Source organism: Rhizobium rosettiformans W3, from assembly GCF_004912135.1.
Classification (GTDB): Bacteria; Pseudomonadota; Alphaproteobacteria; order Rhizobiales; family Rhizobiaceae; genus Allorhizobium; species Allorhizobium rosettiformans.
Genome location: NZ_STGU01000004.1, coordinates 163076 through 174658 on the forward strand (window position 1 = coordinate 163076; position 11583 = coordinate 174658).

The following is an 11583-nucleotide window of genomic DNA, read 5'->3' on the forward strand; positions in this document are numbered from 1 at the left end:
CAAACCTTGGTTCAGGGGCACGCTGTGCATGCATGCAGAAAGGCCGCCCGGTTAAGAGCGGCCTCCAGTGCGGCGGTTTCGGCGCCACGCCTGCAAATCTTATTAGTTGCCAGCGTTAGCGGCTGCAGTGCCTGCACCGTTCATTTCGGTACCAATGCTTTGGAAGGTGTTGTTCAGAGCGCCACCCAGCGTCGTCGCGCCGGTGATGAGGGCGACCGAGATGAGGGCGGCGATCAGGCCGTATTCGATGGCGGTTGCGCCGGACTCGTCCTTGATGAAACGTGCGAAAAGCTTGGTCATGTTATTTCTCCTACTCCGCGAGGTTGATCAGCACTGCCGGCAACTGTTTGCCGTTGCTCGGATGTCGCCAACCTACGTGCCGGCCTATTGCCATCGGCTTAAGAAAAACGGTTAGCAGATCGTGAAACCGCGTTAGCCCGCGATGTGGTAAACGAATGCTGGATACAGTCCGTAAAAACCGAGCCTATGCCCCAGAATTTCAGGCTTTTCCCGCGCGCGCCAGTCTACTCGGCCAGGCATCGACATCGCCTGAATGCCGAAGGCCGGCGCGAGTTAACAATTCCGCCGGTATTTCCGTATCGATATGGCACGCGCAGACCCTTCAAGGCCCGCAACGCTAGGCGGAGATTGGGTGCAGGTGTGACCGGCTCCTATCGCTTAAGTGATGCCCTAATCGGCTTAACGCTTCATTCACCAAAAGCCGGCATCCTCTCGGCACCTCTTCACGCGCGTATATCAAAGGCACGTCCATGTCCGACCGTCGTTTCGCCGCCGCTGCCGCCCTGAGCCTGGCCTTCGCCATGGTCTCGCCTGCGCCCGCAGCCCATGCGGAAGAAGACGGCATCCTGCGTGTCTATATGAATAGCGCGCGCGTACTGAAGCTTGATCGCCCGGTCAGCAAGGTCATCGTTGGCAATGCCGAAGTCGCAGACGCCACAGTCGCGGATTCGAAGACGATTGTTCTGACCGGTCGCGCTTACGGCACCACCAACCTTGTCCTGCTTGATGCAGACGGCAATGCGATCGTTGATGAACGCATCCTCGTTTCGATCGATGAATCCAGCACTGTCCGCGTCTTCAAGTCCACGGCGCGAACCGTTCTGTCCTGCACGCCGAACTGCGAAGAGCACGCCAAGACGGGTGGGTCTCCGTAAGAGTGTGACCATAGACTTCAGCCGGATCGACAAACTGTAAAGATTCGGGAAACGGAATATCAATATTTCGTCCGTAGCTTCTCCTCATCTTTGGGGATGGATAAGGCTATGACCAGCCAGACGAATGATCGCAACCACCGCAACGAGCGTGTCCGCGGACCGCGCTTCCGTCTTTGGCGGAAACTTGTGCGGTCCAGCGATGGCGCCGCCGCCATCGAGTTCGCGATCCTCGCAGTGCCCTATTTCTTGATCGTCTTCGCGATCATTGAGACCTTCGTCGCCTTTGCAGCCGAGCAATTGGTCACCAATGCCGTCAATACGCTCGGCCGAGAGCTGCGCACAGGCCAGATCACCTACAACCTCAACCGTTCGACGACGGACATGGACATCACCAAGTTTCGCAGGGCGTTCTGCGGAGAGGTGAACATTATGATCCAGTGCTCGGAAGAGGAAATCGCGACGCCGAACAAGCTGTACATCGACGCACGAACCTTCACGAGTTTCGCCGCGATCCCGAAGACGATCCCGCGCAAGTCGACGGCAGCCTATTCGGACATCGACCCGACGAGCTTCAAGTTCACGCCCGGCGGACCGTCCTCGATCAACATGCTGCGCGCCTATTATCGTTGGCAGGTGATCACCGACCTCGTGCGTCCCTTCATCACGACGATCAGGCCCGCCGACGGCTCCATGCCGTCTGACTTCCTTATCGTTGCGACAACAGCCTTCCAGAACGAGAACTATCCATGAGCGCCCGGGGTGGAGATATGTCCGTGCTGACCCAGAGCCTGGCCCGTTTCAAGCAGGGCGCAACCGCAGCCCGCCGCACGTTGAAGCGTCTTGTGCACGACCGGCAGGGCGTGGGCGGCGTCGAATTTGCCATCGTCGCGCCGATGCTGATCGTTATCTATCTCATGGCCTTCGAGCTGACGATGGGTCTGAGCGTTGCCAAGAAGACCTCGATGGCGAGCAGCACGATCGCCGATCTCGTCGCCCGCCAGGAGAATGTCAACAAGACTTTCCTGGCGACGATGTCCGACGTTACGGGGGCGATTTTCGTTCCCTATGCGTCCAATAATCTGCTCATCAATGTGAGCGCGATCCGGATCGACTCCTCCAAATCGGCCAAGGTCGCTTGGTCCTGGTCCACCACGGGGCTTGCACCCTATGCGGTTGGCAGCGATGCGCCGGTCCCCGCCGACATGCTGGTGGCCGACACCTTCCTCATCCGCAGCGAACTCAGCGTCACGCATGAACTGATGATGTACCTGCCGGGCATGACTGGTTCGGAAGCCAAGAGCCTGACGATTGGCCGCGAATTCTATTTCCGCCAGCGCCTCGGCACCGAGGTCACCTGCTCGGATTGCTGAGCAGGTTTGCCAAGGCATCGGACAGGCGCTAAGGATGCTGGCGAAGGCCGGCACAAGAACAAACCAGACCCGGCCGTGGGTTCCACATGGCACGCGCTTTCCTCTTCGTTCTTGATTCCTTCGGCATCGGCGGTGCGCCCGACGCACCGTCCTATGGTGATGACGGTTCGGATACCCTCGGCCACATCGCCGAATTCTGTTCGGCTGGCGCGGGAGACCGCAAGGGCCTGCGCCAGGGACCGCTTGCCCTGCCCAACATGTCCGCCCTTGGCCTTCTGGCCGCAGCCAAACTCGCGACCGGCAAGGTTCCCGATGGCATGCCGATCCCGGAGCGGGTCTTCGGACTGCATGGCGCCGCAAGCGAAGTCTCGCACGGCAAGGACACGCCCTCAGGCCATTGGGAAATTGCCGGCACGCCCGTCATGTTCGACTGGGGCTATTTCCCGGAGGGTGACGAGGCTTTTCCAGCCGATCTGGTCGAAGCAATCTGTCGGGAAGCGAACCTTCCGGGCATTCTCGGCAACTGCCACGCCTCAGGCACCGAGGTGATCGCCCGCTTCGGCGAAGAACACATCCGTACGGGCAAACCGATCTGCTACACGTCGAGCGACTCCGTCTTCCAGATCGCAGCCCATGAAACCCATTTCGGTCTCGAACGCCTGCTCGAACTCTGCCAGATCGTCCGCAAGCTTCTGGACCCGCTCAACATCGGCCGGGTCATTGCCCGCCCCTTCATCGGCGAAACGGTCCAGACCTTCGAGCGCACCGGCAATCGCCGCGACTACTCTGTGCTGCCGCCGGAGCCGACCCTGCTCGATCGCCTGGTCGAGGCTGGCCGCAAGGTCCATGCCGTGGGTAAGATCGGCGACATCTTTGCCCACCAGGGTGTCTCCCGCGTCATCAAGGCCAATGGCAATATGGCGCTGATGGATGCGACCCTGAAGGTCATGGACGAGGCGGAGGACGGCGATCTCGTCTTCACCAATTTCGTCGATTTCGACATGCTCTTCGGCCACCGTCGCGACGTACCGGGCTATGCCGCCGCCCTGGAGGCCTTCGATCGCCGACTTCCCGAAGTGCATCGCAAGCTGAAGCAGGGCGACATGGTCCTGATGACCGCGGATCACGGCTGCGATCCCACCTGGCGCGGCACTGACCACACCCGCGAACGCGTGCCGATCATGTGCTTCGGCCCAGGTGTGCGCTCCCGCAACATCGGTGTGCGCAACACCTATGCCGATATCGGCGAAACCATCGCGGCGCATTTGGGCATCGAACCCGGCCGCCACGGACGGAGCTTCCTGTGACGAAAAGACTGAAGAAGGCCGAACTGCACTGTCATCTCGAGGGTGCGGCATCGCCGGCGCTGGCCCTTGCGCAGGCTCAGAAATACGGCGTCGATCCCGCGACCTTCATGCGCGACGGCACCTATGCCTGGAACGACTTTGCCGAATTCATCAAGGCTTATGACCGCGTCGCCGCACTCTTTTGCACGGAAGAGGATTACGCGCTGCTGACCGAAACCTATCTCCGTGAACTCGCCGCCGTCGACACGATCTACAGCGAAATCATCGTCTCTCCCGATCACGGCGACCGGATCGGACTTGGCGCCGATACCTACCTCGCCGGCATCACCGCCGGCATCGAGGCTGCGAAAGCCGCAACCGGCATCGAGACGCGCATCATCGTGACGGGTGAACGCCATTTCGGTCCCGAGAGCGTCATTGCCGCCGCCGAATATGCCGCCCGCAGCGACAATCCGCTCATCACTGGCTTCAACATGGCCGGCGAGGAGCGCATGGGGCGTGTGGCCGATTATGCCCGCGCCTTCGATATTGCGCGTGATGCAGGCCTTGGCCTCACCATCCATGCCGGCGAAGTCTGTGGCGCCTTCAGCGTCGCCGATGCGCTTGATCTCGTGAAGCCGTCGCGCATCGGCCACGGCGTCCGCACCATCGAAGACCCCGACCTCGTGCGCCGCCTCGTTGACCTCGGCACGGTGCTCGAAGTCTGCCCCGGCTCCAACATCGCGCTCAAGGTCTTTCCGGATCTCGCAAGCCACCCGCTGCGGAAGTTCCACGATGCTGGCGTAAAGGTCTGCATCAATTCCGACGATCCGCCCTTCTTCGGCACGTCGCTCGCGCAGGAATACGACTGGGCATCGAGCGCGTTCGGCTTCACGGATGAAGAAATCAACGGCATGACGCGCACCGCGATCGAGGCCGCCTTCGTCGATGAGGAGACGAGGGCCCGGCTTCTCGCCGCCCTGTGACGCCGCAACTGTTGAAGACCGGTCAAAAACCGGCATCGCTCTTGCGGCATCTTCAGAGAACGTGAAAATAGAAGCACCTCAGAAAACAAGAAAAGAAGGCTCGACCATGGACGGCGTAACAGTCATCGATCACCCCCTCGTGCAGCACAAGCTGACGATCATGCGCCGCAAGGAAACATCGACCTCGAGCTTCCGTCGGCTCCTGCGCGAAATCTCGACGCTCCTCTGCTATGAGGTCACCCGCGATCTCGAGTTGACCATGGAGACGATCGAGACGCCGCTGACCGAAATGCAGTCGCCGATCCTCGAAGGCAAGAAGCTGGTCTTCGCTTCCATCCTGCGTGCCGGCAATGGTCTGCTCGAAGGCATGCTCGAGCTGGTTCCGGCCGCCCGCGTCGCCCATGTCGGCGTCTATCGCGATCATGAAACCCTGCAGGCCGTCGAATACTACTTCAAGGCACCGGAAGCCCTGTCCGAGCGCTTGATCATTGTCGTCGACCCCATGCTTGCCACCGGCAATTCCTCGATCGCGGCCATCGAGAAGCTCAAGGAACGCGGCGCAAAGAACATCCGCTTCCTCTGCCTTCTCGCCGCACCGGAGGGCATCAAGAATTTCCACGCCGCCCATCCGGACGTGCCGATCTTCACCGCATCGATCGACAGCCATCTCAACGAGAAGGGCTATATCATGCCCGGCCTCGGCGATGCCGGCGACCGCATGTACGGAACGAAGTGATTTCTTAACCAGATCGCAAGCTTTGGCGGCCCGAAATCCCGGTTTCGGGCCGTTTTGCGTGATGCGTTATCCAAATTCCGGATCGCGGCTGCTAGCATCCCTCCCCATCGCTCACGGAGATGACGGATGTTCGCTCGCACGCTGTTCACGGTCCTGATGCTCGCCCTGTCGGCCAGCCAGTGGCCGACGATCGCCGAGAAGGTTCAGGTGATGCTGGACGAGCGCGAGACAGCCGGTCCGCAAGAGGTTGCCGCCAAGCCCGTCGCCGCGACGCCTTCAGGCCAGACGGTGCTGACCATGGCGCCCAATGGCCACTATACCGGTACCTTCAGGATCAACGGCAAGCCCATCGAGGCCATGGTTGATACCGGCGCCTCCCTGGTCGCGATCAACGTCTCCACCGCCCGCCGCCTTGGCTTCAGCCCGGCAGCGCTCGATTTCCAACACCAGGTGAGGACGGCGAACGGATCGACGAAAGCCGCCCATGTGGTTCTCGACCGCATCGAGATCGGCAGCATCCGGGTGCGAAACGTCGATGCGGTGGTTCTCGGCGACGAGGCACTATCTTCCACGCTCGTCGGCATGAGCTTCATGCAGAAGCTAAAGTCCTACACCGCCGAGAAGCGCATCCTGCGGATGATCCAGTAAACCCCTTGGCTTTCACTCTGCGCCGATGCGCAGACCGATGACCGGCGTCGCACCCGGCTTTGCAGCAGAAATGCTGTAGCATTCCGCCACTGTCTTCGCGGCTTCAGCCGCAGCAGCCTCGTCATTGGCCTGAACAAAGGCGATCGGTTCACCCTTTTCGACCTTCGTGCCCAGCGGCCTGAAGCCGGAGAGGCCCACGCCATGATCGATCGCGTCGCTCGGACGCTGCCGGCCACCGCCAAGGGACACCACTGCCAGCCCGAGGCGACGTGTGTCGCAGGCGCTGAGATAACCGTCCTGCTCGGCAAGAACCGGGACGTCGACCTTGCCGCGCGGCAAATAGCTTGACGCCTTCTCCATGAAGTCTGAGGGGCCACCGAGTTCGCGCACCATCTGGCCGAAGAGCTCTGCCGCCTGACCGGAGGCCAGAGCGTCCCGGCAACTGGCCAGCGCCGCTGCCCGGTCGCTTTCGACCCCGGCATTCACCAGCATCTCGGCGCCCAGCGCCAGCGTCACCTCTTCAAGCCGCGTGCCGCTCTTGCCGCCCTTCAGGAAGTCGACCGCATTCTGCACTTCGATCGCGTTGCCCGCGCAGTCGGCCAGCGGCTCGTTCATGTCGGTCAGAAGTGCCGTGGTCTTCACCCCGGCGCCGTTCGCCACCCGCACCAGCGAGCGCGCCAGGGCTTCGGCATCCTCGGCTTTCGCCATGAAGGCGCCATTGCCGACCTTCACGTCGAGAACTAGGCTCTCAAGCCCGGCTGCGAGCTTCTTCGAGAGGATGGAAGCGGTGATCAGCGGAATGGACTCCACCGTCGCCGTCACGTCGCGGATCGCATAGAGCCGCTTGTCGGCCGGTGCGAGATCCCCCGTCTGGCCGATGATCGCGCAGCCGGCGCGATCGACCGTCCGGCGGAAGGTGACATTATCAGGCATCACGTCATAGCCGGGGATCGACTGCAGCTTGTCGAGCGTGCCGCCGGTATGACCGAGCCCTCGACCGGAGATCATCGGCACCGCCAGCCCGCAGGCTGCAACGATGGGTGCGAGCATCAGCGAGACATTGTCGCCCACGCCACCGGTCGAATGCTTGTCGGCCACGGGCTTGCCCACACCAGCCCAGGAGAGCACATCGCCGGAATCGCGCATCGCAAGCGTCAGCGCCACGATCTCGTCCGGGCTCATGCCCTGAAAGAAGACGGCCATGGCGAAGGCCGCGACCTGTCCCTCGGAGATCGTTTCGCTGGAAAGGCCCTCGATGAAGCTGGCGATTTCCTGCCCGCTGAGAGCCTTGCCGTCACGCTTGCGCCGGATGATCTCCTGAGGAAGCATGGTTCAATATCCCGATGCCGCAGCCGTGGATCGTTCGCCGGACAAGACGGCGATGATGTCGTCGAGGAGGCCGGAAGCACCGAAGCGGAAGGTCGAGGGGATCACCCAGTCGTCGCCCATGATGGTATCGGCAAGCCTCAGATAGTGACCGGCATCGGCAACGGTCGAAATGCCACCGGCGGGTTTGAAGCCCACCTTCTTGCGGCTGTCGCGGATCGCCTGCAGCATAATGTCGGCGGCTTCCAGCGTCGCATTGACGCCGACCTTGCCGGTCGAGGTCTTGATGAAGTCGGCCCCTGCGGCAATCGAGAGATCCGAAGCACGGCGGATCAGAGCAATGTCCTTCAACTCCCCGGTCTCGAGGATCGTCTTCAGGATCGCCGGGCCGCATGCGCCCTTCACCGCCGTCACCATATCGGTCACGGCCTTCTCGTCGCCCTTGGCAAGCGCACGATAGGGAATGACCAGGTCGATCTCGTCGGCGCCGTCGGCCACCGCATCGCGCGTCTCGGCCAGCACGTCCTCGGTCTTCATCTCGCCAGAGGGGAAGTTGACCACGGTGGCGATCCGGATCGGGCTATCGGGACCAAGCAGCGTGCGCGCCTGCATCACGAAGCGCGGCCAGATGCAGATCGCAGCCGTCGGCCCGAAGGGGCTCTGAGCCCTCTCGCAAAGCGTGACGATCTGGTCGGGGGTGCAATCGTCCTTCAGATTGGTAAGATCGAGGAGTGCAAGTGCCCGTGAAGCCACGGCACGCAGTTCTGGATTATTCAATGTCGTTTCCTCCGCCGAGCATCCTCTTGAGGATGCTGGCCAGACGTTTGCCGCCGATCGGCGCCATGTCTTTTGTTTCTTCGTGGCTGAGTTCGCCACCGGTCATGCCAGCTCCATAATTGGTGATCACGGAGGCGGCTGCAACCCTCAGGCCAAAGAAGCGGGCGAGAATGACTTCCGGCACGGTCGACATGCCGACCGCGTCTGCCCCGAGGATACGGGCCATCCGGATCTCCGCCGGCGTCTCGAAGCTCGGTCCGGAAAACCACATATAGACGCCCTGCGAGAGCGGCACGCCTTCGGCTTCCGCGGCTGCCCGCATGGATGCCTGCAGCTCGGCGTCATAGGCCGAGGTCATGCCGACAAAACGCCCGTCGCTCGGCTCGCCGATCAGCGGGTTCTTGCCCGAGAAGTTGATGTGGTCGGTAATCTGCATCACCGAGCCCGGTGCCATGTCCTCACGCAGCGAGCCGGCCGCATTGGTGAGGATCAGCGACTTGACGCCAATCCCCATCAGCACTTCGATCGGCTTGCGCATCGCATTGGCATCGCCGTGTTCGTAGTAATGCATGCGCCCGGCCAGCATGATGACGGGGGTGCGCCCGAGATAGCCGGCAACGATTTCCCCGGCATGGCCGGAAACACCGCTCAACGGAAAACCCGGCAGATCGGAGTAGGGGATGCGGACGGCGTCACGAACCTCGTTGACGAGCGAGCCGAGGCCCGAGCCGAGAACGATCCCGTGGCGGGGCATGAGGCCGTTCAGGCGCTCGACGAGAAGATCGACCGCTGCCTTCATCCCAGGATATCCGTCTTGAAGCTGAGCGGCAGCAACTCGTCCATGGTCATGGTCTTCTGCACGCCGACCTCGTCGCAAAGATAGATCTTGGTACTCGCCGAAGCGAATTCCGAGATCTTCTGCCGACAACCGCCGCAGGGCGGGCAGAGCGCCAGCTTCTCGGCAATCACGGCCATCTCGATGATCTTCTTGCCGCCGCCCATGATCATGCAGCCGATCGCCGTCGGCTCCGCACACCATCCTTGCGGGAACGAGAGGTTCTCGATGTTCGCGCCGGTATAGATCTTGCCATCATCCGCACGGATGGCTGCACCCACGGGGAACTTGGAATAGGGCGCGTGCGCGAATTGCATCGCGTCGCGCGCGGCTTCGAAGAGGTCGTGAGCCATCGATCAGCGCTCCTTGGTATAGGCGACGCCACCGGCCTTAGGCGGGTTGGCAGCGCCGATGAAGCCCGCAAGCAGAATGCAGGTCAGGATATAGGGCAGGGCCTGGAAGAGCTGGACCGGCACTTCGCCGATGACCGGGATCTCCTTGCCCTGCATGAAGTTTGCGAGCGCATCGAGGAAGCCGAACAGGAGGCAGGCGAACATGACCGGCACCGGCTTCCACTTGGCGAAGATCAGCGCTGCAAGCGCGATGAAGCCCTTGCCCGCCGACATGTCCTTGATGAAGGCCGCCGACTGGGCGATCGCGAGATAAGTCCCGGCAATGCCACACAACAGCCCGGCCATTAGCACGGCGCGGTAGCGCAGGAAGGTGACCGAAATACCCGCCGTATCGACGGCACCGGGGTTTTCGCCAACAGCGCGCAGGCGAAGGCCAAAGCGCGTGCGATAAAGCACCCACCAGGAGATCGGCACGGCGAGGAAGGCCATATAGGTCAGGATGTTGTTGCCGGAGATGACGTTCGAATAGAGCGGCCCGATGAACGGGACGTCGCGCATCACGTCCGCACCCGGCAGCATGATCGGCGAGAAACGGCCTTCTCCGGAGACCTGCGGCGTGCGTCCGCCCTGGCCGAACCAGGCTTGCCCGAGCACCACGGTCAGACCCGCTGCGACGAAGTTCAGGGCCACGCCCGAGACGATCTGGTTGCCGCGATTGGTGATCGAAGCAAAGCCATGGATCAGCGAGAAGACGAGCGAAACGGCGATGCCGGAGAAGAGCCCGAGCCAGGCCGAGCCGGTGAGATAGGCAACACAGGCAGCAGCAAAGGCGGCTGCCAACATCTTGCCCTCGAGACCGATATCGAAGACCCCGGCGCGTTCGGAATAAAGACCGGCAAGGGCAGCGAGGATCAGCGGGATCGACAGACGGATCGTCGAGCCGAGGATGCTGATGAGCATGTCAAAGGATTCCATGGTCTCGTCCTCAGGCCTTGGTCAGTGTCTGGTAGATGCGCACGATCATCGGCCGGCACATGTATTCGAGCGCGCCGGCAAACAGGATCACGAGACCCTGGATGACGACGATCATCTCGCGAGTGATGTTCGGCATGTCGAAGGAGAGCCAGGCTCCGCCCTGATAGAGGATGCCGAACAGGATGGCGGCGAGCACGATGCCGAGCGGATGGTTGCGTCCCATCAGCGAGACGGCAATGCCGACGAAGCCGGCCCCCGCGACGAATTCCACCTGCAGTCGGGCAGAGGCGCCGAGCACCGGGTTCAACGCCATCATGCCGGCAAGGCCGCCGGAGATCAGCATGGTGATCATGACGATCTTCACATAGGGAATACCGGCATAGGCGGCGGCCGAGCGGCTGATACCGAGGGTCCGCATCTCGAAGCCGAGCTTGGTCCGCCAGATCAGCACCCAGACCAGCACGCACATGACGAGCGCGATCAGGAAGGAGACGTTGAACGGGGCCGGGCCAAGCGTGCCGCCGAACATCGAGATCAGCCAGTCGAGCTTCGGCAACTGTCCACCCTCGAGGAAGGTGCGGGTTTCCGGCGCCATCTTGCCCGGCACAATCAGCACGTTGACGAGCAGATAGACCATCAGCGCTGCGCCGATGAAGTTGAACATGATCGTGGTGATGACGATATGGCTGCCGCGCTTTGCCTGAAGCCAGGCCGGGATGAAGGCCCAAGCAGCACCAAAGAGCGCTGCGGCCATGATCGCAAACGGCATGGTCACATACCACGGCACGTAATGATCTAGCGCCAGTGCCGCGAGCGCCGCACCGAGACCACCGAGATAGGCCTGGCCTTCGGAGCCGATGTTGAACAGTCCGGCATGATAGGCGACAGCCACCGAAAGCCCGGTGAAAATGAAGTTCGTCGCATAAAACAGCGTGAAACCGATGCCTTCGCCGCTGCCGAGAGCGCCTTCGAGCATCAGCTTCAGGGCGTCCCACGGGTTTTCGCCGATGATCCAGACGACAAGGCCCGAAACCAGGAAGGCGAGCAGGAGGTTGATCAGCGGCAGCAGCGCATAGTTGATCCAGTTCGGAAGGGGTACGGATGCAGTGCTCATCA

General features: G+C 61.9%; 14 protein-coding genes. 7 read left to right on the forward strand and 7 right to left on the reverse strand.

Annotated features, from left to right (window positions below; all coding sequences use genetic code 11):
- Window positions 1-102 precede the first annotated feature (102 nt).
- Window positions 103-300, reverse strand: coding sequence for a Flp family type IVb pilin (locus FAA86_RS09130; protein ID WP_136539945.1), 198 nt, complete (start codon window positions 298-300; stop codon window positions 103-105).
- Between the two features lie 521 nt (window positions 301-821).
- Here FAA86_RS09130 and FAA86_RS09135 point away from each other — a divergent pair.
- From FAA86_RS09135 to FAA86_RS09165, 7 genes are all read left to right on the forward strand, one after another.
- Window positions 822-1175: a pilus assembly protein N-terminal domain-containing protein gene (locus FAA86_RS09135; protein WP_167494943.1), complete on the forward strand. Its 354-nt coding sequence runs from the start codon at window positions 822-824 to the stop codon at window positions 1173-1175.
- A gap of 108 nt (window positions 1176-1283) precedes the next feature.
- Entirely contained in the window at window positions 1284-1925 is a 642-nt protein-coding gene (locus FAA86_RS09140) for a TadE/TadG family type IV pilus assembly protein (RefSeq protein ID WP_136539949.1), read from the forward strand.
- Window positions 1926-1942: 17 nt separating this feature from the next.
- Complete coding sequence (locus tag FAA86_RS09145; protein ID WP_136540416.1) at window positions 1943-2545, forward strand: TadE/TadG family type IV pilus assembly protein; 603 nt, start codon at window positions 1943-1945, stop codon at window positions 2543-2545.
- A gap of 86 nt (window positions 2546-2631) precedes the next feature.
- The gene (locus tag FAA86_RS09150) at window positions 2632-3852 is read left to right on the forward strand and encodes a phosphopentomutase (protein WP_136539951.1); all 1221 of its coding nucleotides are present in this window, start codon (window positions 2632-2634) and stop codon (window positions 3850-3852) included.
- Complete coding sequence (locus FAA86_RS09155; protein ID WP_136539953.1) at window positions 3849-4817, forward strand: adenosine deaminase; 969 nt, start codon at window positions 3849-3851, stop codon at window positions 4815-4817. Before FAA86_RS09150 ends, FAA86_RS09155 begins: the two co-directional genes overlap by 4 nt.
- A gap of 106 nt (window positions 4818-4923) precedes the next feature.
- Entirely contained in the window at window positions 4924-5553 is a 630-nt protein-coding gene (upp, locus tag FAA86_RS09160) for a uracil phosphoribosyltransferase (protein WP_113458212.1), read from the forward strand.
- A gap of 126 nt (window positions 5554-5679) precedes the next feature.
- Window positions 5680-6201: a TIGR02281 family clan AA aspartic protease gene (locus FAA86_RS09165; protein ID WP_136539955.1), complete on the forward strand. Its 522-nt coding sequence runs from the start codon at window positions 5680-5682 to the stop codon at window positions 6199-6201.
- A 12-nt stretch (window positions 6202-6213) separates the two neighbouring features.
- Here FAA86_RS09165 and deoA read toward each other — a convergent pair whose 3' ends face one another.
- From deoA to FAA86_RS09195, 6 genes are read right to left on the reverse strand one after another with little or no spacing between them, the layout of a single operon-like run.
- The gene (gene deoA, locus FAA86_RS09170) at window positions 6214-7530 is read right to left on the reverse strand and encodes a thymidine phosphorylase (RefSeq protein ID WP_136539958.1); all 1317 of its coding nucleotides are present in this window, start codon (window positions 7528-7530) and stop codon (window positions 6214-6216) included.
- A gap of 3 nt (window positions 7531-7533) precedes the next feature.
- Window positions 7534-8304: a deoxyribose-phosphate aldolase gene (deoC, locus tag FAA86_RS09175; RefSeq protein WP_136539960.1), complete on the reverse strand. Its 771-nt coding sequence runs from the start codon at window positions 8302-8304 to the stop codon at window positions 7534-7536.
- The gene (locus FAA86_RS09180; RefSeq protein ID WP_136539961.1) at window positions 8297-9103 is read right to left on the reverse strand and encodes a purine-nucleoside phosphorylase; all 807 of its coding nucleotides are present in this window, start codon (window positions 9101-9103) and stop codon (window positions 8297-8299) included. Before FAA86_RS09180 ends, deoC begins: the two co-directional genes overlap by 8 nt.
- A complete protein-coding gene (locus FAA86_RS09185; RefSeq protein WP_113458217.1) occupies window positions 9100-9492 on the reverse strand; it encodes a cytidine deaminase in 393 nt (130 codons plus the stop codon). The genes FAA86_RS09180 and FAA86_RS09185 overlap by 4 nt, the downstream gene beginning before the upstream one ends.
- A 3-nt stretch (window positions 9493-9495) precedes the next feature.
- A complete protein-coding gene (locus FAA86_RS09190; protein WP_136539963.1) occupies window positions 9496-10467 on the reverse strand; it encodes an ABC transporter permease in 972 nt (323 codons plus the stop codon).
- Window positions 10468-10477: 10 nt separating this feature from the next.
- The gene (locus FAA86_RS09195) at window positions 10478-11581 is read right to left on the reverse strand and encodes an ABC transporter permease (RefSeq protein ID WP_113458219.1); all 1104 of its coding nucleotides are present in this window, start codon (window positions 11579-11581) and stop codon (window positions 10478-10480) included.
- Between the last annotated feature and the right edge of the window lie 2 nt (window positions 11582-11583).

Excerpts from the sequence above, each read along its gene's own strand:
- FAA86_RS09145 (WP_136540416.1), top strand. The coding sequence starts at position 1,943 with ATGTCCGTGCTGACCCAGAGCCTGGCCCGTTTCAAGCAGGGCGCAACC.
- upp (WP_113458212.1), top strand. The coding sequence starts at position 4,924 with ATGGACGGCGTAACAGTCATCGATCACCCCCTCGTGCAGCACAAGCTG.
- FAA86_RS09150 (WP_136539951.1), top strand. The coding sequence starts at position 2,632 with ATGGCACGCGCTTTCCTCTTCGTTCTTGATTCCTTCGGCATCGGCGGT.
- FAA86_RS09135 (WP_167494943.1), top strand. The coding sequence starts at position 822 with ATGGTCTCGCCTGCGCCCGCAGCCCATGCGGAAGAAGACGGCATCCTG.
- FAA86_RS09130 (WP_136539945.1), bottom strand. The coding sequence starts at position 300 with ATGACCAAGCTTTTCGCACGTTTCATCAAGGACGAGTCCGGCGCAACC.
- FAA86_RS09195 (WP_113458219.1), bottom strand. The coding sequence starts at position 11,581 with ATGAGCACTGCATCCGTACCCCTTCCGAACTGGATCAACTATGCGCTG.
- FAA86_RS09185 (WP_113458217.1), bottom strand. The coding sequence starts at position 9,492 with ATGGCTCACGACCTCTTCGAAGCCGCGCGCGACGCGATGCAATTCGCG.
- FAA86_RS09180 (WP_136539961.1), bottom strand. The coding sequence starts at position 9,103 with ATGAAGGCAGCGGTCGATCTTCTCGTCGAGCGCCTGAACGGCCTCATG.
- FAA86_RS09190 (WP_136539963.1), bottom strand. The coding sequence starts at position 10,467 with ATGGAATCCTTTGACATGCTCATCAGCATCCTCGGCTCGACGATCCGT.
- FAA86_RS09140 (WP_136539949.1), top strand. The coding sequence starts at position 1,284 with ATGACCAGCCAGACGAATGATCGCAACCACCGCAACGAGCGTGTCCGC.
- deoA (WP_136539958.1), bottom strand. The coding sequence starts at position 7,530 with ATGCTTCCTCAGGAGATCATCCGGCGCAAGCGTGACGGCAAGGCTCTC.
- FAA86_RS09165 (WP_136539955.1), top strand. The coding sequence starts at position 5,680 with ATGTTCGCTCGCACGCTGTTCACGGTCCTGATGCTCGCCCTGTCGGCC.